Genomic DNA, 22001 nt, shown 5'->3' on the forward strand with positions numbered 1-22001 from the left:
GCGGCCGCCGCGGCGCCGGTCACATCTCCGCGAGCCGCCGTTCCGCGGTCCGCAGGGTGCGCCCCCGGCGGGGCATCCCGGCCCAGGGGTCGTCGCCGGCCAGCCGTTCGCCGATGGTGGCCAGCGTCCAGCGGCGGGCGTGGAGCTCCGGGTCGTCCAGCTCCCGGCGTGCTATGGGCGTGGCGACCGGCGCCCCGGGGAGCGCGCGCACCGCGTACGGGGCGACCGCCGTCTGTGCGTAGGCGTTGCGCTGGATGTCCAGGTAGACCCGGTCCTTGCGCTCGGCCTTGCGCTGCTCGGTGGTGAGCCGGCCGGGGTGCCGCTCCGCCAGCAGCCCGGCCACGCGGCCGGCGAAGGCCCGTACGGTGCCGAAGTCCGCCTGCCGGTCCAGCGGTACGACGACGTGCAGGCCGCTCGACCCGGTCGTCATCAGCAGGGTGGGGAGCCCGAGTCCGTCGAGCAGTTCGCACACCCGGTGGGCGGCCCAGCGCACGTCCTCGAACCCGGAGCCGTCGGACGGGTCGAGGTCGATGACGAGCCGGTCCGGGTGGTCCGGCCGGTCGGCGCGGGAGAGCCAGCGGTGCGGGGTGACGCAGGCCTGGTCGGCGAGGTAGACCAGGGTGGCGGCGTCGTCGCAGACCACATGGGTGACGGTGCCGCCGCTCTCCCGGCGGACCTCGGCCCGGTGCACCCAGTCCGGGAAGTGGTCCGGGATGTTCTTCTGGACCAGTGGCTTGCCGCCGATGCCGTCGGGGTGGCGGACCATCATCAGCGGACGCTCCCGCAGCTGGGGCAGCATCCGCCGGGAGACCGAACGGTAGTGCTCGACGAGGTCCGCCTTGGTGATGCCGTCGTCGGGGAAGAGGACCTTGTCCGGACGGTGAAGGGTGAGGGTCCGCCTGCCGACCCGGATCTCGCTCGTATCGCTCACCCTGAGCACCTTGCCCCGGCGGTGCGCGCCAAACTCCCCCCGCGCGGCCGGTGCGTTGGGCGGGGCGGTGGCTCCGGGCGCGGCGGGTCCCGCACGCGTGCCGGACAGCCGTGGACGTTCCGGGGGGCGCGGCCGGAGGCCGGTCAGTGGCGGGCCCGGCAGCCGTCCAGCAGCAGGGCGAGGAGGGCCCGGACGAACTCCTCGGTCGGCGGACGCCGCCGCAGCAGGAGCTGCACCCACAGCGCTCCGGCCAGGGCGTCGGCCAGGGGCCCCGGATCGAAGCCGGCGGGCAGCTCGCCCCGGGCCGCGGCCCGTTCCAGGATCGGCTGCCGCCGTGTGAAGCCGCCGTCCAGCAGGGAGACCACCAGCTCGCGCAGCGCCGGGTGGCGCACGGCCCCCACGAGCGCCGCCTCGACGAGGGCGCGGGTGCGCTCCTCGCGGAGCAGGCCGCGCACGGCGTCGGCGAGCGCGGCCAGATCGCCGTGGAGGCTTCCGGTGTCGGGAACCGTGACGCGGAGGACGCCGGAGTCCAGCAGGGCGTCGCGGAGTAACTCCGGCTTGGAGCCCCACCAGCGGTAGATGGTGGTCTTGTTGACCCCGGCGTGCTCGGCCGCCTGTTCGATGGTGAGTTCGTCGTATCCGCGCTCGGCCAGCAGATCGAGGGTGGCGCCGAAGATCTCGGCCTTCCGCCGGGGCCCGGCCTCCTTCGGCACCGCTTCCAGGTTCGTCATCCGCCCGCTCCTCTCCGTGAGTTCAGCCGCCAAGGGCAGCACGGCGCAAGGTTGCTCTGCAAACGGGACCGATGGTGCTGAACGGCATCTGCGGGTCCCGTGAGGGCCGCGGGGTGCGGGCATTTCCCCGGTTTGCGCAGCGCACGGGTGTTCCGGGCCCCCGGGGGCCGCTCCCGGCGGCCGGAGCCCGGGGGCCGCGGCCGGTACCGGTTGACCTCAACCATTGTTGAGGTTGGAGGCTGTTGTCGCGGGCCGGAGGACGGTTTCCGCCGCCGGCCCGCATGTCTTCGTCCGACCATCAGTTCGCCCGAGGAGTCTCCGATGTCCCTCACCACCGTGTCCTCCCCGTCCGTCGCGCCGTCCGCTGTTCCCTCGTCTGCCCCGCTCCGGCTCGCGGTCATCATCGGCAGTGTCCGCGAAGGGCGGTTCGGAGCGACCGTGGCGCACTGGTTCGCCGGTGCCGCGCGGCAGCGCCCCGATCTGGAGGTCGAGGTGATCGACCCGGCCGGGCTGCCGCTGGAGGTCACCGGGCCCACGGAACGGCCCGGCGACGGGACGGCGCGCTCCCTGGAGGCGCTGCGCCCCCGGCTGGCGGCCGCCGACGCCTTCGTCGTGGTGACGCCCGAGTACAACCACAGCTACCCGGCGGCCCTGAAGAACCTCATCGACTGGCACCGGGAGGAGTGGCAGGCGAAGCCGGCCGGCTTCGTCTCGTACGGCGGCATGTCCGGCGGCCTGCGGGCGGTGGAGCATCTGCGGCAGGTCTTCGCCGAGCTGCACGCCGTGACGGTGCGGGACACCGTCAGCTTCCACAACGCCTGGGACCGCTTCGGCGAGGACGGCCTGCACGGGGACGACGAGAGCGCCGGCGCCGCCGCGAGGACCCTGCTCGACCAGCTCGTCTGGTGGGGCCGGGCCCTGCGCGAGGCCCGCGCCGGCCACCCGTACGGCGGCTGACCGCCACAACTCGCGGGCGGCACACCGGCCCGGAAGCCCGGTGTGCCGCCCCGCACGGGCCCGCCGCGCCCGCCCGGCCCCGGCGGCCGGGGCGGGCAACGGCCGCGCGCAATAGTCCACATGGGGCGCCTGATCGTCCACGGGAGCCGCCCTAGCATCGTCGGAGATGCCGGCCGCGCGGCACCGGTGTGCACCCAGGAACAGTTCGACACCCCCCTCACATCCCCCACATCGGACGGAGATTTCGATGCGCAGGACGAGCGCGCGATACAAACTGGCCGGCGCCGCCGCCGTGACGGCGACCGTCGTCGCCCTCGGCGGCCTGACCGCCGGCAGCGGCGGGGCCGCCGAGCGGCAGGCCGGCAAGGAAGCCGCCCCCGCGGCCGCCGCCTCTCCCGTCGGCTTCGGCGCGGGCACCACGGGCGGAGCGGGCGGCTCCACCGTCACCGTCTCCAGCGCGAGCGCCTTCATCGACGCCGTGCAGAGCAGCAGCCCGCTGACCGTACGGGTCAACGGCACCATCTCGCTGAGCTCCATGACCAAGGTGGCCTCGAACAAGACGGTCGTCGGTGTGGGCACCTCCGGCCGGATCACCGGCAGCGGGCTCAACATCAGCAAGGTCTCCAACGTGATCATCCAGAACCTCACCTTCACGGGTTCGAACGACGACGCCATCAACGTCCAGTACTCGACGAAGGTGTGGATCGACCACAACGACATCTCCGGCGCCAAGGACGGCGGCGTCGACATCAAGCGGGCCTCGGACCAGATCACCGTCTCCTGGAACCGCTGCCACGACCAGGACAAGAACATGCTGCTCGGGCACTCCGACAGCAACGGCGGCGAGGACTCCGGCAAGCTCCGGGTCACGTACGACCACAACTGGTTCGACGGCACCAACCAGCGCAACCCGCGGGTCCGCTTCGGCAACCCGGTGCACGTGCTGAACAACTACTTCGACAACGTCGGCAGCTACGGCGTGGCGTCCACCGAGGGTGCCGGGGTGCTCGTCGAGGGCAACTACTTCGAGAACACCGAGGACCCCTTCCACCTGGGTGAGGCGTCCTCCGGACCGGGCACGCTCCGCGCCGTGAACAACAGGTTCGTCAACTCCGGTGCCGGCCAGAGCGGCGGCAGCGTGGCGCCGATCCCGTACGGCTACTCGGCCGAGAACGCGGACAGCGTCAAGTCGAGCGTGACCGCGGGCGCGGGGGTCGGGAAGATCTGACCCGGCCGGCCCACCGGGCCGGTACGGTCCGGCCGTTCAGCTCCCACCGGGCGGGGTGAGGAGGGGACGACCGCGCCGTTCCCCGCCCGCGGCACCACCGGGCACCACGGGCACCGCGACCCCGCGGTGCCCGCGCCCGGGGCCTCCGGGCCAACGCCCGGGCAGGACCGGAGACCTCTCCGGCCTTGTCCGGGCGCGGGCCCGCCGCTATCGTCCACGACCCCCGGCCGGTATGCCGCTCGCGCGGCGGCCCGGGGTCGTTTCCGACGACCAGCGAGGCACCATGGCGGAACAGGGGCCCCCACGGGCGCGGCCACCGGACGGCCCGGACGGCGGCCGGGGAAGCCGCCCCGGCGGCCGCCCGGACCGTCCCGGCGGCAGCCGTCCCGGAAACCGTCCCAGCAGTCATCCCGGCAGTCGTCCCGGTGAAGGGCGCCTCACCATCGGCCTCGTCACGGCGAACATCCACCTCGGCGTCGGCGCCACCCTGTGGTCCGGCGTGCTGGCCGCGGCCGAGCGCAACGACGTCAACCTCGTCTGCTTACCCGGCGGCCCGCTCCGTCCCGGCGGGGCCCCGCGCAACGCGCTCTACGAGCTGATCGGCCCGGACCGGCTCGACGGCGTCATCTGCTGGACCTCCACCCTCGGTCTCCCCGCCGCGAGCGACCGGGCCGAAAGACTGGCCCGGCGGCTCGATGGGCTCCCGGTGGTCAGCCTCAACCGCGGTCTCGACGGCCACGAGACCCTGCTCCTCGACAACCACGCGGGGATGCGGGACGCGGTCGGCCATCTCGTCGGGCACCACGGCCGCCGCCGGCTCGCCTGCATCCGCGGCCCGCTGGCCAACCCCGTCTCCCTCGACCGCTACCGCGCCTACGCCCACGCCCTGGCCCGGCACCGCCTCCGCCTCGACCGGTCGCTGGTCTCCGCCGCCGTCGACTTCGGCAGCGGGGCGGGCGCCTCGGCGATGCGGGTGCTCCTCGACATCCGCGGGCTCCGCCCGGGCCGCGACTTCGACGCCGTCGTCGCCTGCAGCGACGTCCTGGCGGCCGACGCCCTGCGCTTCCTCACCGGCCGGGGCGTCCGGGTCCCGGAGGACGTGGCGGTCATCAGCTTCAACGACTCCCCGGAGGCCCGGCTCTCCGACCCGCCGCTCACCTCGGTGGCCCTGCCCTTCGCCGAGCTCGGGGAGCTGGCCGTGGACACCCTGCTGGCCCGGTTGCGCGGTACGCGCCCGCCGGCGCGGAGCGTGGTGCCGGGGAGGCTGGTGACGCGCCGGTCCTGCGGCTGCCCGTCCCCGCTGGTGACCCAGGAGACGGACACCCCGCCGGACCCGGGGACGCCGCTGGCCCGGGTGTTCGCCGGACTCCCCGGGGCGGGCCCGGAGCTGGCCGCCGCGCTCCGTGCGGACTCCGCGCTCGGCGGCGGGTTCCTTCCGCTGCTCGAACGGCTGATCGGGAGCGAGGTCCGCACCTCCGAGGACGCCGCCGCCTGGGACGGCGCGCTGCTGCGCGCCCGCGCCCTGGTGGCCGGCACCGGACCGGGCGCGGGGGCGGCCACGGGGCGGCCGGGGCCGAACGCCTCTTCGGACAGGCGCGGTTGATGGTCGCCGACAAGTCCCGCCGGCTGCTGGAGGGCGAGCGCTGGGCGGAGGAGCAGGAGTCGCGCCGGCTGCGCGAACTCGGCACGGCACTCACCACCGCCGTCGACATCGATGCGCTCACCGGGGCGCTCTCCCGCCATCTGCCGCACATCGGCGTCAACGGCTGCCGTCTCGTGCTGTACGAGGACGGGGCATTCCCGATCCGCGCGGTGCGGGCTGCCCCCGGGGCGCCCTCCGCCCTCTCCCGGCCGGCCGGCCCCCCGGAGGTCTCCCGCGCGGCGCGGGCCGTCCTCACCCGCGAGGAACTGGAGGCGTCGCGCGCCGCCCGGGCCGGCGCGGCCTCCGGCGCGGTCCCGGGCCCTGGCTCCGGCCCGGGCGCGGCCGCTCCGGCGCAGGCCCCGTACCGGGCCGAACTCCTCCTCCCCGACGCCCTGCTGCCGCCGGACGACCGGCGCTACACGCTGGTCGCCGAACCGCTCCACATCGGCGACGAGCAGCTCGGCTTCGCCCTCTTCGACGCGGGCGGCCGCCGCCACTCCGCACACCGGGACGGCGCGCTGTACCGGGCGCTGGGGGACCAGATCAGCGCGGCGCTCAAGGGCATCCGGCTGTTCGACGAGGTACGGCGCGCCCGGGACGCGGCCGAGCAGGCCAACCGGCTCAAGACCCGGCTGCTCGACAACGCCACCGACGAACTCCGCACCCCGGTCGAGGCGATCCTCCACCACACCCGCCCGGGCCCCGCACCGTCCCCGGGCCCGCGGTCCGGCCGGGAACCCGCCGGGGTGACCGACGCCCTGCGGACCGCGCACGAGCACGCCGGGCGGCTGCTCCGGCTCATCGACGACCTGCTGGACCTCTCCCGCTCCGAGATCGACGCTCTCGACCTCTCCCGGCACCTGCTCGACCCGCGCCCCCTGCTCGTCGAGGTGTTCGAGACCGCGGCCCGCGCCCGCCCGGGCGGCGACGGCTGGCGGCTCCGGCTGCCCGGACGGCTCCCGGCGGTCAGCGCGGACAGCCCGCGCCTCCGGCAGATCCTGCTCAACCTGCTGAACGCGGCCGCCGACGGGCCCCCGGAGGGGCCCGCGGACGGACCTGGGCCGCGCTCCGGGACCGGCCCGGGGAGCGGAACCGTCCGGCTGACGCTGGAGGCCGAGGTCCGGCCGCCGCTGCTCCGCGTCCTCATCACCCGCCCCGACCCGGCCCCGCCGACTGCCGAGGCCGAAGATCTGTTCCAGCCCTTCGCCTCCGGGGCACCCGGGATGCGGCTCGGGCTGGCCATCGCCCGCCGCCTCGCCGTTCTGCACGGGGTTCGGTCACCGCCCGTACCGACGGCGGCCGTTACGGCTTCCGGCTCGAACTGCCGCTCCCCACCCGGCGGACGCCCGGCGCCGTCCCGCGCCCGTGCCCGGCGGCCCGGACGGCCGTACCCTCCTCGTCGCGGCCGCCGGCACCCCGCCGCGCGAGATCGCCGCGATCGCACGCCGGTGCGGGCTGCATCCGCGCCGCCTGCACCCGGACGACGACATCGCGTCCCTCGTCGCCGGCCACGCACCCGGCGACGGCGGCGGCCCCGGCTCCGCTTCCGTCCACGGCCCGGCGGCCGTCGCCTGGGACACCGACCGGACCCGCCCGCAGGAGTGGTCCCCCGTCCAGCGGCTGCACGACCAACCGGCGCTCCGCCACACGCCGTTCCTGCTCTACGGGCCGGTCTCCGGCCGCGACCTCGCGCAGGCCCTGCACGCGCTGCGCCCGCCCGGCCTGGCCGACCCGGTGGTCGTCGTGGACGGCGACGCCGCCTCCCGCGAACGGTTCCGGCGGCTGCTCGGCGGAGCGCTGCCCGGCCACCCCGTCCGCACGGCGGCCGACGGCACGGCGGCGCTCGCCCTGTTCGCCGAGGACGTGCCCTGCCTGCTCGTCGTCCCGCGCGAACCCGCCGACATGGACGGCTTCGACATCGTCGAGCGGATGTACGAGATCGCGAGCCAGGACCGCGGCCCGGAACAGCCCGTGATCCCCGTCCTGATGCTCAGCGACCGGGGCTTCACCCACGACGACGTGCGCCGCGCGGAGCCGCACCCCGGGCTGATGCTGCTGGGCCGGGACATCCTGACGGAGGAGGAGACCGCCGGCCTGCTGACCCGGATGACGCGCCGCGGCGACCCGGGCGCGCACCGCGCCCACGCACCCGTGCGGCACGCCCTCGCGTACATCGAGCAGCACTACCGGCATCCGCTGTCCCGCCGCCAGATGGCCCGCGCGGCCGGGGTCAGCGAGAACCACCTCGGCCGCCTCTTCCACCGCGAGATCGGCCTGACCCTCTGGGACTACCTCACCCGGCTGCGCATCCAGCGCGCCAAGGAGCGGCTGCGGCAGAGCGACGACAGCGTGCAGACGATCGCCCGCGCCGTCGGCTTCCATGACCGCGCCTACTTCAGCCGTGTCTTCCGCAAGGTCACGGGCGTCGCCCCGCACGTCTACCGCGAGGCGTCCTGAACCCCGGACCGCCGCGCGCCGTTCCCGGACCCGGCCGCCCGCCCGCCCGGCCCCTCACTCCCAGCGGAACCAGCGGGCCGCGGCGGCGGCAGGACGAGGGCCCGGAGGCCGCTGACACCGAGGTGTGTCCGGTCCGGCCAGCCGCCGGCCGAGGCCCGGTGGAGGGCCTGCGCCGACGAGCCCCGCGGGGTGTCGCCATGACCACGGCAGCAGTTTCCCCGGCCGGGATCTCCGCGGCCATCGTCCGCAGGTCCCGGCTCCCGGCCCCGGACGGCCCCGTCAGGCGCCGGTGCGGGCCGGTGCGGGGGAGACGGGTGCCCGGGCGGCGGCGGGCGGGCGCAGGATGCCCGCGGTGAAGACGGCCGTCACGCAGAACGCCACCGGCAGGAAGAACGTCAGGTTGAGCGGCATGAACGCGGTCATCGGCCCGATGATCGCGGGTCCGGCCAGCATGCCGAGATAGCCGAGGCCCGCCACCCGGGAGACATTGGCCCCGGAGGCGTCCTCGTCCACATGGCCCGCCGCGCTGAAGAACTGCGGGACGCAGCCGGACAGTCCGAGTCCGAAGACCGTCCAGCCCGCCAGGGCGAGCGGCACCCAGGACGACAGCGCCACGGTCGTCAGCCCGGCCGCCGCCAGGCCCGCGCCGTAACGGACCACGAAGACCGGGCCGTACCGGGCCGCGACGCGGTCCGCCGACAGCCGTCCGAGGGTCATCGCCGTGGCGAAGGCGCCGTACGCCAGGGCGGCCGTGGCGGCGGGGGCGTCCAGCACCGTCTTGACGTGCAGCACGCTCCAGTCGTAGGCCACGCCCTCGCTGAGCATCAGGATCAGGGCCAGCAGGGCCAGTGCCCATACGCGGCGGGGCGGCCGCCGCTTCACCGGCGGCGCGGGGAGTGCCTCCGGCGGGGGCGCGGGCTGCTGGACTGCGGTCTGCTGAGGCAGGGGCGTCCGCGGATCCGCCGGGCCGTCCGCCCCGGGCGCCTCGACGGGAGCCGCCGCCCCGGACGCCTTCCCGGCCTCCTGCGGGACGGTGCCGGTGTCGCGCGCGTCCGCTGCGGAGAGCGTGCCCGGCCGCAGCAGGGTGGGCGCGGTGAGCACCGAGGCCACCGCGCACAGGGCACCGATGCAGCCGAGCGTGAGCGGCACGCTCCAGCCCCAGCTGATGGTGCGGGCGCCGGCCAGGGCCGCGAAGACACCGCCGATCGAGAACACCGCGTGGAAGGCCGACATGACGGGCCGTCCGTAGCCGCGTTCGACCTGCACCGCGTGGGTGTTCATGCTGACGTCCATACAGCCGTTGCCGAAGCCGAAGACGACCACGGCGGCGCCCAGTGCCCAGACGTTCTCCGCCAGACCGGGCAGCACCAGGGAGCCGCTGCACAGCACCGCGGCCACCGGCAGCGTGCGGTGGCTGCCGAACCGGTCGCTCAGCGGGCCGGCGAGCTGCAGCCCCGCGAAGGCGCCGCCGCCCATGCACAGCAGCAGCCAGCCGAGCACGGCGTGGGAGATGCCCGCCCTGACCTCGACGGAGGGGATGTGCACCACCCACACGCCCATCACGAAGCCGTTGAGCGCGAAGTACGCGAACGTCCCCAGGCGTGCCCGGCGCAGGAGCGGGCCCGGTGGGGTCCGTCCGGTGGCCGTGTGACCGTCCGTGTCCGGGCTCCCGCCGTCGTCGCTCCCGCTGTCCTTCCGCATGCACAGCAGGCTAACGCGCAGGTGACGGGCGCATGGAAGCGTGCCCACCCTGTGGACGGCGCCGCCGGGGCGCCGACCCCTGCGGCTCCGGCGCACGGCAGCGGCATACGGGAGCGGGGGCCCTGTGTCCGGCGCGGGGCGCGTGGATCGGGGCACGGCGCGGCTCCGCGGAGAGCGGCCGGGCGCGGCTGCTCAGCCCGTGGGCAGGCCGTTCCCGCCCCAGCCGAGCCCGCCGGTGAGGTTCCCGGTGAGATCGCCGAGGACTCCGGTGACGCCCTCCACGATGCCGGCCGACGCGGTGCCGTCGCCGTCGCGGTTCTCCCCGCCCGTGCCGCCGGCCGGCCCGGCCGCGCGGGGCTCCGGCCCGGTGTTCGTTCCGGTGTCCGTCCCGGCGGGGGCGGGCGCGGAGCCGGCACCGGACGCGGAACCGCCGGGTGCGGGGCCGCCGCCGGGCTTCCGGCCGGCTCCCTCCGCCTTCCGTGCCGCGGCGGCGTGCTCGCGGGCCCGGCCGGGACGGCTGTCCGGGGTGCTCTCCGCGGCGGCGGCCCCGCTCCGCAGGGAGCCGGCCTCCGAGCCGTCCGTCACCGGCCGGGGCGTGGTGGAGGACGAGGGGGAGAGGTCGCCGGACTCCCGCGACCCCGGCTCCCCGGGTGATGCGGCGGGGCTCGCCGGGAGGTCGGGCCCCCGGTCCTGGGCGGTGACGTCGGCGCGCACCCGGGCGGTTCTGTCGTCGCCGGAGGAGGCGTGGAACGCCACGGCGATCGTCCCGGCCACGCCGAGTGCCGCCACCGTCCGCAGGGTCGTGCTCCGTACGTGCCCCGCGGAGGTCTGTCTGCTGTGTCTGCCCATCGGACGCGCTGCCTTCCCCCGTTGACGTGAACCGGAGCCAGTTAAACGGATGGAAGGCTTCTGTGGCGGTGCGATATTCAGTTGTGACGTGAAGGGGTGGTCAATCGATGCTCTTCGCCGCCCTGTTGACCGGGTCTGCGCGCAACTGATCGTTCCGGGCTGCTTCGGCATGGTTCCTCCGCTCGTTCCCACTGGCGCCTCCCGTCTTCCCTTTCTCTTCCGGCCCGGTCCGCGCGATGCCCCGGACGGAGGTCAGTCCGCCGTGGTTACGCGGGCCCGGCGGCCGCGGCCCCGCCTGCCGGACGGGCGGACGAGGGGGACTGCCCTTGAGGAGCCCGTGTGATGGAGCATCGGGCCGGTGTTGACGTTGGCGTTCGAGCCGCTCTCCGGCGGTCCGTTGCCGGCCCACCGGATGCGGGGCACCGGGCGTGTTTCCGTCACCGGCGCCCGGGTTCGCCGTGAAAAGGGCGGCAGAAAGCCCCCGGGCCGATGGGCCGCGAGGGCTTTCCGCGGTGCGGTGGGGCATCACGCACGCACACACACCGCACCGCACCGGAATCGGGGGGGAGTTTCCGGATGCGCTGCGGTGGTGCGGGGGGATCCGGTCCCGTGCGGGACGGATCCGGAGGGCGGCCGGTGCTCAGCCCGGCCGGTGCTCAGCCCTGGCCGGCGCGGGCCGCGAGCTGCCGCCGTACGTCCTCCATGTCCACGGCGCGGATCTTGCCGATCAGCTCCTCCAGCGCGGGGGCGGGGAGGGCGCCGGGCTGGGCGTAGAGGACGGTGCGGTCGCGGATGGCCATCAGCGTCGGGATCGAGGAGATCTGGAACTCCGCGGCGAGCTCCGGCTGCGCCTCGGTGTCCACCTTGCCGAAGACGATGTCGGGGTGGCTCTCCGCCGCCTTCTCGAAGACGGGGGCGAACATCCGGCACGGTCCGCACCAGGCGGCCCAGAAGTCCACCAGCACGATGCCCGCGCTCGTGACGGTCTCCTCGAAGTTGTCCTTGGTCAGCTCAATGGTCGGCATGGGCCCGGCTCTCCTTCTCTCTATACCCACTGGGGTATTGCGGCGGGTATTCCTGCCAACAGGGGGCGGGGCGGATTCATTCCGGGCCCGCGCCCCGGTCCAGGCACGCCGGCGGGAGGGGAAACCAGCGCATCCGTTCGAAGTCCCCGGGCAGTCCGGTCGGGCCGTCGTCCACGCCGTCCGGACGCGAGGCGAAGAGGCGCCGGGCCTCGTCGAGCCGGCCGGCGAGCGACTCCTCGCCCGCCCGGCGCCGCTCGTCGCGGACGACCGGCCGGCCCTCCGCGTCGTAGCCGAAGGAGGACAGCCGCAGCGGCGGCTCCGTGGGGGCGCGGCGGTGGTGCCAGCCGCCGGTGTGCGGGTCGAAGCGGTAGTCCGGCAGCAGCCGGTGGCCGTGGCCCGCGATCAGTTCGACGGCACGGACGAGGTAGTCGCGCACCGTCTCGGAGATGAAGTAGTTGAAGTTGATCCGGACCCAGCCCGGCTTGACGCCGTCGCAGCCCCGGGTGATCTCGTCCAGGAAGGCGTCGGAGGCGGCGGTGTCGATGGCGAGCAGCCGGTGCCCGTACGGCCCGGCGCAGGAACAGCCGCCCCGGGCCTGGATGCCGAAAAGGTCGTTGAGCAGCGCCACCACGTAGTTGTGGTGCAGATAGCGCTCGCCGTGCCGGATCCGGAAGGAGACGATCGACAGCCGCCGCACCCGGTGGTTGCCGAGGATCTCGATGGCGGGGTCGCGCTCCCAGCGCTCCAGCGCGTACTGCCAGTGGCTCTCCTCGCGGGCCTGGATGAGATCGGTGCCGACGGCCTGCTTGAGCGCGAAGACGAGCCCGGCGCGGATCGACTCGACGATCGCCGGGGTGCCGCCCTCCTCGCGGACCACCGGATCGTCCAGATAGCGGTGGCCGAGCGGGCCGACGAAGGCCACGGTGCCGCCCCCGGGCGCGGTGGGCACCGGATTGCGCACCAGCTCCCGCCGCACGACGAGGACGCCGGGGGTCTGCGGGCCGCCGACGAACTTGTGCGGCGAGAGGAAGACCGCGTCCTTGTGGTCGCCCGCGCCGGGCGCGCTCTCCGCGACGCGCAGCGGCACGTACGGGCCCGCCGCCGCGTAGTCCCAGAAGGACAGCGCGCCGTGGGCGTGCAGCAGGCGGGCGATGCGGTCGGTGTCGGTGAGGATGCCCGTGACGTTGGAGGCGGCCGAGAAGCTGCCGATCAGCAGCGGCCGCCCGGCGTGCCGGACCAGTTCCTCCTCCAGCCGGGCGGGGTCGATGTGCCCGTCGGCGTCCTCGTCGATGACGACGACGTCGGCCACCGACTCGCGCCAGGGCAGCTCGTTGGAGTGGTGTTCGTAGGGGCCGACGAAGACCACCGGACGCTCGGCGGGCAGCACCGCGGCGCTCGGCTGTTCCCGCAGGCCGAGGATGCCGACCAGCTTGTTGACGGCGGCGGTGGCGCCGGAGCCGGTGAAGATCACCAGATCGTCCTCGGTGCCGCCCACGGCGTCGCGGATGACGCGGCGGGCGTCCTCGCGGAGGCGGGTGGTCTGCAGGCCGGTGCTGGAGCTCTCGGTGTGCGTGTTGGCGTAGCGGGGGAGGACGTGGTCCCGGATGAAGTCCTCGATGAAGCCGAGGGACCGGCCGGAAGCGGTGTAGTCGGCGTAGACCAGGCGGCGGGGGCCGTAGGGGCCGTCCAGCACCTCGTCGTCGCCGATGATGCCCCGGCGGACGCGCTCCAGCAGGGGCGTGGTGGGTGCGGGGTCCCCGGAGGGCCCGGACCGCCGGGCGGGCGGCGCGGCGGTCACGGTCTGAGTCCGTGGCCGGTGTGGTGCGCCGGGCCGTGCTGGGCCGCGTAGAAGGCGACGGAGCTGGGGCGGGCCGCCGCCGTCGGCTGCTCGGTGGTGCGGTTGGTGCCGGTGGCTCCGTTGCCCCGGTGTGTGCCGGTGGTGCCGCCGTCGCGCGCGGTGGCGGCTCCGGACCGGGCGCTCCGCGGTGCCGGTGCGGACCGCGGTGCCGGTGCGGAGCGCCGTGGGGGTGGACTGTCGTGGGGTGGCGGACCGCTGGGGGGCGGTGGTGCCGGATGTCCTGGGGGTCACGGCCACGTCTCCTTCCGCCGTGCTGCTGAACGCCTGGTCTTCTCGCGGATGCGCCGGATCCCCGGGCGCATCCGGGGGACCGTGCGGCCGGCCGGTGCCGGTTGGTACCGGTTCACCGCACGGGTTACCGGTTGCCGTGGCCGGAATCACCGCCGGCCCGGCCGGTTGGGCCGGACGGGCGGAACCGGACGGGCGGGTGGGACCGGACCGGCCGGTCCGGGGACCGTGCTCTCCAGTGCACCCCGGCCGGGATGGGGCAGGCAGGGGCCTTGCGTACCGGGGAAAGGGCCGTTCGGCCCTGCCCCCACGGCTGGGACGGTAATACCCTCCCCCGTATGGGAAGGGTGCTGGGAGTACTCGGGGTAACGCTCCCGGTCCCGCCCGGATTCCCGTATGCCGTCCCGTACTACAAGGAGTTTCCGACCATGACCGTCTCCGAGCAGCAGGCGCCCGCCGCGACCGAGGGGCGGCTCCCCCTCATCGGCGACCCGGCCCCGTACTTCGAGGCCGACAGCACGCACGGCACCGTCAAGCTCACCGACTACACGGGGGAGTGGCTGATCCTCTTCAGCCACCCCGCGGACTTCACCCCGGTCTGCACCACCGAGTTCATCGCGTTCACCGAACTCGCCGACGAGTTCGCGGCCCGCAACGCGGCCCTGCTGGGCAACTCGGTCGACTCGGTCTTCAGCCACCTGGCCTGGGTCCGGGCCATCGAGGAGAAGCAGGGGGTGCGCATCCCCTTCCCGATCATCGCCGACCTGGACATGAAGGTCTCCCACGCCTTCGGCATGCTCCACCCGAACACCTCGGGGACGTCGGCCGTGCGCGCGGTGTTCGTCATCGACCCGGAGCAGACCGTCCGCGCGGTGCTGTACTACCCCATGAACGCCGGGCGGATGATCCCCGAGATCCTGCGCCTCCTCGACGCCCTGCAGACCTCCGACCGCGACCAGGTGTCCTGCCCGGCCAACTGGCAGCCGGGTGACGACGTGGTGGTCGGCGCCCCGAGGACGCAGGACGAGCTCGACGCCCGGCTCACCGACGACAGCGTGAAGCTCGCCGACTGGTACCTCGCGACCAAGCCCGGCGCGAAGAGCTGAGCCGGGCGGCCGGCCGCAGCGGACCGCACCCGCACCCACCCCGCCGGCCCGCCGCGGCACGACCCCGGGGCCGCCGTTCCCCGGATGCCGTTGGTTGATCCGGGCCTGCTTCGCCCGCCGCTCTGCGGCGGCGGCTGCCAGGGGCTGGGTGGGTGTGGGCTCGGAGGTGGGCGGGGAGCCAGGCGTCGATGCGGAGGAGGGTGAGCGCGGCGCCGGTGAACTGGTGCCGGAGGCTGGTCTTCGCCTGCCCACGGTAGCGGGATCGGCGCAGGCCACAGGCGTTCACTGCTGGGGAGACGGTTCCCCCGACACCTGCGCGGATCTTGTGGCGGGCTGTCCACTCGTCGGCCTGCCGGAGCTTGCGGGCGTTGTGGGCCTCATGTTCCCCGGGGGGTGATGTCGATCTCAACGGCAGATGTCGATCTCAACGGCACCCACCGGGGACCGAACCCGGAAGTCCCTGTGTCGGCCCAAGCCCTTCGGGGTACCCGCCCTCCTGCCGGGCCGGCCCCGAGCGCGCACCCCGCGTCCGCTCCGGATCCGTCCGATGTACCACCGCGGCTGCTCGGGCAGGGAGTGGCCGCCACGCACACCTGACAGGCAACCACCGAACGGCTGAAAACTCCCCGGCCGCGGAACAAGGAAGGGCCAGGTGCCGACACCATGAGTCATGAGCGTTCCCCCCACCGCCCGGGGGTCGGCGACACCGGCGACGCGCGGGACCGGGAAAGCGTCGTCAGCCGGGAGAGCGAACGTTACGGCGGTATCAAGTTCGGCGCGGCATTCTTCGGCTGGCTCACGGCCACAGGCATGGCGCTCCTGCTCACCGCCCTGCTCGGTGCCCTCGGCGCCGTCCTCAGTCTCGCCACGGACACCGACATCGGGAAAGCCGCCGACGAGGCGGCGGACGACCCCCAGACCATCGGAATCGCCGGCGGCATCGCCCTGACCGTGATTCTCTTCGTGGCCTACTACTGCGGCGGATACGTCGCCGGGCGGATGGCGCGTTTCAACGGTGCCAAACAGGGCCTGGCCGTGTGGCTGTGGGCGGTGCTCATCGCCGTGGTCATTGCCGTACTCGGGGCCATCGCCGGCAACAAATACGATGTCCTCGCGGAGTTGAACGGCATGCCCCGCCTCCCGCTCAACGAGGGTGACCTCACCCTCGGCGGCATCATCACGCTGATCGCTGTCGCCGTGGCCAGCCTGCTCGGCGCCGTACTCGGGGGACTGGCCGGCATGCACTTCCACCGCAAGGTCGACAGAGCCGGTCTCACCACCTGACTCCCGCTCGTTCCTGCTGCCGCGGGTCGAGGGGCCCTTCCCGTACGGAAAGGGCCCCTCGCGTACGCCGAGGTGTGCCGTGGGCCGGCCCAGTGCGCTCGCCTCAGCGGGCGGCGACGGCTTCGACGAGGCGTTGTTCGGCGTCCTCCCCCGGTGCGATGCGGGGCAGCCGCCACAGGAAGAAGGCGCCGACCAGCCACCAGGCGCCGACGATCACCCATTCCGAGGGCCAGACCAGTGCGGCGGGCATGCCGGGGAGGTAGAGCACGCCGAGTCCCAGGCTCAGCAGCAGCGCGGCGATCCCCACGACGGTGCCGGCCGGGGTGCGGAAGGGCCGCTCCATCGCCGGTTCGCGGCGGCGCAGCACCAGGAAGGAGAGCACCACCACGACGTAGGCAAGGACGATGTTGATGCCGCCGGCGTCGACCAGCCACACCAGCATCGGCCGCCCGAACAGCGGAGCGAGGACCGACAGTCCGCCGATGAAGAGCACGGCGTTGCCCGGTGTGCGGAAGCGGGGGTGGACCCGGCCGAACCAGGCGGGGAGCATACGCGACTCGGCCATGGCGTAGAGCAGTCGGCTGCCGCCGATGAGGAAGGCGTTCCAACTGGTCATGATGCCGGCGATACCACCGATGATGAGGAGGTTGCCCATGGCCTGGCTGTTCCACAGGGCGGCCATGGCGTCGGCCGAGGCCAGTTCGGCGGCGGCGAGCGAGGCAGCATCCAGACCGGAGCCCACGGTCAGCATGATCATGACGTACCAGACGGTCGCGCACAGCACGGAGATCACCAGAAGCCTGCCCACCTGCCGGTACGGCAGCTTGATCTCAGCCGCCGACTGCGGGATCACGTCGAAGCCCACGAAGAGGAAGGGCACCGCGACCAGCACCGTGAAGACTCCGTCGAGGCCGTTGCTGACCAGCGGTCGCATGTTCTCCGCGGAGCCGCCCTTGAGCGCCCCGACGAGCAGGGCGGCGCCCGCGCAGAGCAGGAAGAGTACGGCGATCGTCTGGAAGACGGCCGCCGGGCGTATGCCGATGTAGTTCACGACAGTGACGGCGATCGCCGCGATCATGCCGACGGCCACCCAGCTCGCATGGACGTCGTAGTCGGCGACGGTCCACAGATGCCCGGCCAGCATGTCGGGGAAGAGGTAGAGCATGGTCTGCGGCAGCGCCACGGCCTCGAACGCGGCGACCGACACATACCCCAGGACCATGGCCCAGGAGGCCACGAAGGCCCCCCGTCCGCCGAGCGCCCGCAGCGCGTAGTTGTGCTCGCCTCCCGCGTGCGGCATCGCCGAGACCAGCTCGGCGTAGGTGAGGCCGACCAGGCCGACGACCACGCCGCCGGCCGTGAGGGCCAGAGCCGCCCCGAGCGGTCCCGCGTCGCTGATGAAGTCGGAGGTGAGCACGATCCAGCCGAAGCCGATCATCGCCCCGAAGGCCAGTGCCAGGACATCGCCTCTGCCGAGGACTCTCAGAAATCCGCCGTGGTGCGCCATTCGTCAGCCTGCCTCTCCGGGGGGACCTGTAGCCGTGGGGGGCGAGCAGCAGTGCACCGGATGTCAGGACATTCGCACCAGTCGGCGCGATGTACAGATGGCTTTCCGTGTCTCTACCATCTGGCTACCTCAAGGGGTGGGTTCCCTTCGGACAGCCCTGTCGTCGCCCCGCCCCCACGCCCCGCCCACCAGGCGCAATCGTCGCGCGCCGGACGGTGCCGGGGAACACGGGAGCGTCCGGTCATCCGTTGCCCTCTTGTCCGGGCCGCCTCCCTGCGTCGGCCCGTCTCCCTGTCGGCGCCCGACGGCACGCTCCCCCGCGGCCGGGCCCGGCCCGGCCCGTCCCGCCGCGTCCGAGGCCTGCGCCGGCCCGTACGTGTACGCCGACCCGGGACCGACCGCCTCCCGATATACCCCTATGGGTAACTGGCCGGGGACCAAAGGCCCCTGACCCCGCCTCCGCCACCGCACGACAGTGGAGGCATGAACAGGCGCATCGTGATCCTCGGAAGCGGCACCGCCGGAACGCTCACGGCCAACCGGCTGCGGCGGCTGTACGACAGGAGCGAGTACGAGATCGTGGTCGTCGACCAGAACGACGAGCACGTCTACCAGCCCGGACTGCTGTTCGTCCCCTTCGGCCTCGCCGAACCCCACGCCCTCGTCCGTCCCCGCGGACGGCAGCTGCTGGACGGGGTCGAGTACCGCCGGGCCGAGATCGACCAGGTGGACCTGGAGGCGGACCGGGTCCGCTTCACGGACGGCGACTCCCTCGGCTACGACGTCCTGGTGGTCGCCACCGGCGCGGTCCTGCTGCCCGAGGAGACCGAGGGCCTGACCGGCCCCGCCTGGGGCAAGCAGGTGCATACCTTCTACGACCTGCCCGGCGCCACCGCCCTTCACCGGGCGCTGGAGGAGTTCGAGGGCGGCCGGCTGGTGGTCAACGTCGCCGACCTGCCCCTCAAGTGCCCGGTCGCACCGCTGGAGTTCTCCTTCCTCGCCGACTGGTACTTCCAGCGGCGCGGCATCCGGGACAAGGTGCGGCTCACCTACGTCACCCCGCTCGACAGCGCGTTCACCAAGCCGGTGGCGGCCCAGGCGCTGGGCGGGCTGCTGAAGGAGAAGGGCGTCGAGCTCGTCACCGACTTCACCCTCGGCTCGGTCGAGATGGACGAGGTGGAGACCGGCCCCGGCGGAGGCGGCCGCCTGGTCTCCTACGACGGCACCGAGGTGCCGTTCGACCTCGCCGTGGTCGTCCCGCTGCACGGCGGCGCCCCGTATGTGGGCCGCTCCGAAGGGCTCGGTGACGAGCTGAACTTCGTCCGCGTCGACCAGCGCACCCTGCAGTCCAAGGCCCGCCCGAACGTCTTCGCCCTCGGCGACGCCGCCGGGCTCCCCGCCTCCAAGGCCGGCTCGGTCGCCCACTTCGAGGGCGAGGTGCTCGTCCACAACATCGGCCGCCATCTGGCGGGCGAACCGCTGGACGGTTCCTACGACGGCCACACCAACTGCTTCATCGAGACCGGCTTCCACAAGGCGCTGCTGATCGACTTCAACTACGAGACCGAACCGCTGCCGGGCCACTACCCCGCCGCCGTGGGCCTGCCGCTCCTCAAGGAGTCGCGCGCCAACCATCTCGGCAAGCTCGCCTTCGAATGGCTCTACTGGCACAGCCTGCTGCCCGGCCGCGATCTCCCCGGCATCGGCTCGGCCATGCCGGAGCACGGCAAGTCCCGGCCCGCACCCGCGGACGCCGCCCACCCCGCCGCCTGACCGCACCGAACGGAGAACAGCCATGACCACCACCTACGCCGGCACCCCGGTCGTGCTCGACGACGAGGGCTTCTTCGCCGACCCGGACCAGTGGACGGAGGCGATGGCGCCGGAGATCGCCAAGGAGCACGCGATCGACGAACTCACCGACCGGCACTGGAAGGTCATCACCTTCATGCGCGCCGAGTACGCCGAGAAGGGCACCGGTCCCACGGTCCGGGTGCTCGGCAAGGCGTCGGGCGTGAGCGTCAAGGAGCTCTACCAGCTCTTCCCGAAGGGCCCGGCGAAGACCGCCGCGAAGATCGCCGGCATCCCCAAGCCGAAGGGCTGCATCTGACGCCACGCCCCGCACCCGCCGCGCCGGCGCCACGGCCCGCCGGCGCGGCCACGGCCCACCGCTCCACCGGCCCACGGGCCGTACACCGACTCACCGATACAGGAGAACCCGCGATGACCACCGCCACGCTGGAGAAGGTCTCGATCATCGTCTCCAAGGGATCCCTGGAGGGGATCTACCCGGCCCTCATCATGGCCAACGGCGCCCGCGCCGAAGGCATCGAGGCCGATCTCTTCTTCACCTTCTTCGGCCTCGACGCGATCACGAAGAAGCGCTACGAGCACATCAAGTTCGCCACCGTCGGCAACCCCGGACTGCACCTCCCGACCGTGGTCGGCGCCCTCCCCGGCGCCCCGGACATGATCACCCGGCTCATGGAACGCCGGATGGCCAAGCTCGACATCCCGCCCATCCCCGAGTTCATCGAAATGATCAGCGACACGGGCGCGGGCCTCTACGCCTGCAAGGCGTCCGTGGACCTCTTCGAACTCGACAAGGAGGACCTCATCGACGAGGTCCAGGGCATCATCACCGTCGGCGACTTCTACAACCTCGCCGCCAACGCCCAGATCATCTACACCTGAGGGCAGCCGCCCATGACCCACACCCCGAAGACGGCCCGGCCGGGACGCGACCCCCACGCCCCGGCCGGGCCCCTGCGCGTCCGGGGCTCTCCCGCGGGCCGTGCCGCGTGGTGCCGCAGCGGCGGAAAGGGACTTACCAGGCGTCTCGTTTTCTCGTACAACCCTTCGAGTTCACCCGGGGTCTTCTCTGCGTCAACTGCCGCCCGCCCGGGGAACGTCCGGGCAGGGAACGCGTGGTTCGGCACCCACTCGACTGCGGATGCGTCGCGCATCCCGCATGCACAGGAGAACCCCGCATGCACAAGCACTTCCGTACGGTCCTGGCCACCGCTGCCGCAGCGGCGCTGACCGGTGGCCTGCTCGCGGCCACGGCGGGCACGGCCGCCGCCGAGGGCGCCCGCCCGACGGCCGACTTCAACGGCGACGGCTACCTGGATGTCGCGGTCTCCGCCCCGGGCGCCTATGTGAACGGCCGGGCCCACGCCGGTCAGGTCGTCGTCCTCTACGGCACCGCCAACGGCATCTCGGGTGCCAAGCGCACCGTGCTCAGCCAGGACAGCGCGGGCGTCCCCGGAGTCTCGGAGAAGGGCGACCGCTGGGGCGCCGACACCACGGCCGCCGACTTCAACAACGACGGCTACACCGACCTCGCCGTCAGCGCGCCCTACGAGAAGGTCGGTGACGACGTCAACGGCGGCACCGTCCAGATCGTCTGGGGCTCCGCGAGCGGCCTGTCCGGCGGCACCACCGTCAAGGACCCGGCGTCCACCTCGCACGACCGGTTCGGCTACACCCTGGAAGGCGCCGACTTCGACGGCGACGACAAGGCCGACCTGGCGATCGGCTCCAGCTCCGCCACCATCCGCGTCTACCGCGGCGGCTTCGGCAAGACCTCCGGCACCACCGGCGGCGTCTACTCCGTCCGTCCCGCCATGCTCAGCGGCTCCGACACCGGTCCGCTGAACCTGCACTCCGGTGACGTCAACGGCGACGACATCGCCGACCTCGTGGCCGACGGCTTCGAGAACGAGGCGTCCGACGGCGAGAACCACTGGAACGCCAACTACTACCTGCCGGGCAGCGGCTCGGGCCTCACCATCACCGGCAGCTCGAAGCTGGCCGCGGGCGTCATCACGGACATCGGCGACACCAACAGCGACGGCTACGGCGACATCGTCATCGGCATGTTCTGGGACGCCGACTCCGGCGTGCCCGGCGCGTCGAAGGGCGGCAAGGTCAACATCGTCCACGGCTCGGCCAACGGCCCGGACAGCGGCCGCACCGCCATCACCCAGGACAGCCCCGGCGTCCCCGGCGGCTCGGAGAGCTACGACGCCTTCGGCGCCGAGCTCGACCTGGGCGACGTCAACGGCGACGGCCACCTCGACCTGGTCGTCGGCTCGCCCGGTGAGTCGCTCGACGGCTTCGCCGCCACCGGCGCCGCCACCGTGCTCTACGGCGCCGCCGACGGCTCCGGGATCACCGGCGCCGGCGCGCAGATGTTCCACCAGAACACGGCGGGCGTCCCCAACTCCAACGAGGAGGGCGACAACTTCGGCTCCGACGTGCACCTCGCCGACCTCAACGGCGACGGCAAGGCGGACCTGACGGTCGGCGCCATGGGTGAGAACGGCGGCAACGGCGCGGTGTACGCGCTGAAGTCCAACGGATCCGTGATCGGCGGCAGCGGCGTCTCGATCTACACCTCCACCGTGGGGGTCTCCGCTTCCGGCTCCCCGGTCCTCGGCGTCAACTTCGCCGGCTGAGCGGGCCGTTCGGCGCGGCAGCAGCACGACAGCACGG

The 22001-nt window shown here is 73.5% G+C and carries 17 protein-coding genes and 1 pseudogene; 11 read left to right on the top strand and 7 right to left on the bottom strand.

Features of this window, described 5'->3' with window-relative positions:
• Positions 1 to 19: 19 nt before the first annotated feature.
• Both ligD and E4N63_RS16540 read right to left on the bottom strand, forming a co-directional pair.
• Positions 20 to 931 (bottom strand): non-homologous end-joining DNA ligase, encoded by a 912-nt coding sequence (gene ligD / locus E4N63_RS16535; RefSeq protein ID WP_125623568.1) that lies wholly within the window; start codon positions 929 to 931, stop codon positions 20 to 22.
• A 143-nt stretch (positions 932 to 1074) separates the two neighbouring features.
• Positions 1075 to 1662, bottom strand: coding sequence for a TetR/AcrR family transcriptional regulator (locus tag E4N63_RS16540; protein ID WP_230241041.1), 588 nt, complete (start codon positions 1660 to 1662; stop codon positions 1075 to 1077).
• Positions 1663 to 1983: 321 nt separating this feature from the next.
• On the opposite strand from E4N63_RS16540, the gene E4N63_RS16545 reads away from it, so the two are divergent.
• From E4N63_RS16545 to E4N63_RS31160, 5 genes and pseudogenes are all read left to right on the top strand, one after another.
• Positions 1984 to 2619, top strand: coding sequence for an NADPH-dependent FMN reductase (locus E4N63_RS16545; protein ID WP_125623566.1), 636 nt, complete (start codon positions 1984 to 1986; stop codon positions 2617 to 2619).
• Positions 2620 to 2866: 247 nt separating this feature from the next.
• The gene (locus tag E4N63_RS16550; RefSeq protein WP_125623565.1) at positions 2867 to 3847 is read left to right on the top strand and encodes a polysaccharide lyase family 1 protein; all 981 of its coding nucleotides are present in this window, start codon (positions 2867 to 2869) and stop codon (positions 3845 to 3847) included.
• Positions 3848 to 4130: 283 nt separating this feature from the next.
• Positions 4131 to 5450: a LacI family DNA-binding transcriptional regulator gene (locus tag E4N63_RS16555; protein ID WP_230241042.1), complete on the top strand. Its 1320-nt coding sequence runs from the start codon at positions 4131 to 4133 to the stop codon at positions 5448 to 5450.
• Positions 5450 to 6310: pseudogene (locus E4N63_RS31510) on the top strand (hypothetical protein); the annotation flags it as partial. The gene E4N63_RS16555 and the pseudogene E4N63_RS31510, both read left to right, overlap by 1 nt.
• A gap of 544 nt (positions 6311 to 6854) precedes the next feature.
• Positions 6855 to 7946, top strand: coding sequence for a DNA-binding response regulator (locus E4N63_RS31160; protein WP_230241043.1), 1092 nt, complete (start codon positions 6855 to 6857; stop codon positions 7944 to 7946).
• Between the two features lie 279 nt (positions 7947 to 8225).
• Here the strand turns inward: E4N63_RS31160 and E4N63_RS16565 are convergent, their stop codons facing one another.
• From E4N63_RS16565 to E4N63_RS16580, 4 genes are all read right to left on the bottom strand, one after another.
• A complete protein-coding gene (locus tag E4N63_RS16565) occupies positions 8226 to 9506 on the bottom strand; it encodes an MFS transporter (protein WP_230242516.1) in 1281 nt (426 codons plus the stop codon).
• 333 nt (positions 9507 to 9839) lie between these two features.
• Positions 9840 to 10436, bottom strand: coding sequence for a hypothetical protein (locus E4N63_RS16570; RefSeq protein WP_230241044.1), 597 nt, complete (start codon positions 10434 to 10436; stop codon positions 9840 to 9842).
• Between the two features lie 716 nt (positions 10437 to 11152).
• A complete protein-coding gene (trxA, locus tag E4N63_RS16575) occupies positions 11153 to 11521 on the bottom strand; it encodes a thioredoxin (RefSeq protein WP_043470998.1) in 369 nt (122 codons plus the stop codon).
• A gap of 76 nt (positions 11522 to 11597) precedes the next feature.
• Positions 11598 to 13319, bottom strand: a complete 1722-nt coding sequence (locus E4N63_RS16580; RefSeq protein WP_125626626.1) for an aminotransferase class V-fold PLP-dependent enzyme — start codon at positions 13317 to 13319, stop codon at positions 11598 to 11600.
• A 716-nt stretch (positions 13320 to 14035) separates the two neighbouring features.
• On the opposite strand from E4N63_RS16580, the gene E4N63_RS16585 reads away from it, so the two are divergent.
• Positions 14036 to 14713: a peroxiredoxin gene (locus E4N63_RS16585; RefSeq protein ID WP_125626624.1), complete on the top strand. Its 678-nt coding sequence runs from the start codon at positions 14036 to 14038 to the stop codon at positions 14711 to 14713.
• Positions 14714 to 15376: 663 nt separating this feature from the next.
• Positions 15377 to 15997, top strand: coding sequence for a hypothetical protein (locus E4N63_RS16595; RefSeq protein WP_125627023.1), 621 nt, complete (start codon positions 15377 to 15379; stop codon positions 15995 to 15997).
• A gap of 103 nt (positions 15998 to 16100) precedes the next feature.
• Here the strand turns inward: E4N63_RS16595 and E4N63_RS16600 are convergent, their stop codons facing one another.
• A complete protein-coding gene (locus E4N63_RS16600) occupies positions 16101 to 17504 on the bottom strand; it encodes an APC family permease (protein ID WP_125627022.1) in 1404 nt (467 codons plus the stop codon).
• A 483-nt stretch (positions 17505 to 17987) separates the two neighbouring features.
• On the opposite strand from E4N63_RS16600, the gene E4N63_RS16605 reads away from it, so the two are divergent.
• The 4 genes from E4N63_RS16605 (at position 17988) to E4N63_RS16620 (ending at position 21964) form a co-directional block, all read left to right on the top strand.
• Entirely contained in the window at positions 17988 to 19277 is a 1290-nt protein-coding gene (locus E4N63_RS16605) for an NAD(P)/FAD-dependent oxidoreductase (protein ID WP_125626927.1), read from the top strand.
• A gap of 22 nt (positions 19278 to 19299) precedes the next feature.
• A complete protein-coding gene (locus tag E4N63_RS16610; RefSeq protein ID WP_230241045.1) occupies positions 19300 to 19614 on the top strand; it encodes a TusE/DsrC/DsvC family sulfur relay protein in 315 nt (104 codons plus the stop codon).
• 113 nt (positions 19615 to 19727) lie between these two features.
• The gene (locus tag E4N63_RS16615) at positions 19728 to 20198 is read left to right on the top strand and encodes a DsrE/DsrF/DrsH-like family protein (protein WP_125626925.1); all 471 of its coding nucleotides are present in this window, start codon (positions 19728 to 19730) and stop codon (positions 20196 to 20198) included.
• A 296-nt stretch (positions 20199 to 20494) separates the two neighbouring features.
• Positions 20495 to 21964, top strand: coding sequence for an FG-GAP-like repeat-containing protein (locus tag E4N63_RS16620; protein WP_125626924.1), 1470 nt, complete (start codon positions 20495 to 20497; stop codon positions 21962 to 21964).
• Positions 21965 to 22001: the final 37 nt, after the last annotated feature.

Source organism: Streptomyces sp. MNU89 (assembly GCF_020982505.1).
Taxonomy (GTDB): domain Bacteria; phylum Actinomycetota; class Actinomycetes; order Streptomycetales; family Streptomycetaceae; genus Streptomyces; species Streptomyces xinghaiensis.

Bases quoted from the DNA above. Each gene is read 5' to 3' on its own strand.
- E4N63_RS16540 (WP_230241041.1), bottom strand. From the start codon at position 1,662: ATGACGAACCTGGAAGCGGTGCCGAAGGAGGCCGGGCCCCGGCGGAAG.
- E4N63_RS16545 (WP_125623566.1), top strand. From the start codon at position 1,984: ATGTCCCTCACCACCGTGTCCTCCCCGTCCGTCGCGCCGTCCGCTGTT.
- E4N63_RS16550 (WP_125623565.1), top strand. From the start codon at position 2,867: ATGCGCAGGACGAGCGCGCGATACAAACTGGCCGGCGCCGCCGCCGTG.
- E4N63_RS16555 (WP_230241042.1), top strand. From the start codon at position 4,131: ATGGCGGAACAGGGGCCCCCACGGGCGCGGCCACCGGACGGCCCGGAC.
- E4N63_RS16565 (WP_230242516.1), bottom strand. From the start codon at position 9,506: ATGGGCGTGTGGGTGGTGCACATCCCCTCCGTCGAGGTCAGGGCGGGC.
- trxA (WP_043470998.1), bottom strand. From the start codon at position 11,521: ATGCCGACCATTGAGCTGACCAAGGACAACTTCGAGGAGACCGTCACG.
- E4N63_RS16585 (WP_125626624.1), top strand. From the start codon at position 14,036: ATGACCGTCTCCGAGCAGCAGGCGCCCGCCGCGACCGAGGGGCGGCTC.
- E4N63_RS16595 (WP_125627023.1), top strand. From the start codon at position 15,377: ATGAGTCATGAGCGTTCCCCCCACCGCCCGGGGGTCGGCGACACCGGC.
- E4N63_RS16600 (WP_125627022.1), bottom strand. From the start codon at position 17,504: ATGGCGCACCACGGCGGATTTCTGAGAGTCCTCGGCAGAGGCGATGTC.
- E4N63_RS16605 (WP_125626927.1), top strand. From the start codon at position 17,988: ATGAACAGGCGCATCGTGATCCTCGGAAGCGGCACCGCCGGAACGCTC.
- E4N63_RS16610 (WP_230241045.1), top strand. From the start codon at position 19,300: ATGACCACCACCTACGCCGGCACCCCGGTCGTGCTCGACGACGAGGGC.
- E4N63_RS16615 (WP_125626925.1), top strand. From the start codon at position 19,728: ATGACCACCGCCACGCTGGAGAAGGTCTCGATCATCGTCTCCAAGGGA.
- E4N63_RS16620 (WP_125626924.1), top strand. From the start codon at position 20,495: ATGCACAAGCACTTCCGTACGGTCCTGGCCACCGCTGCCGCAGCGGCG.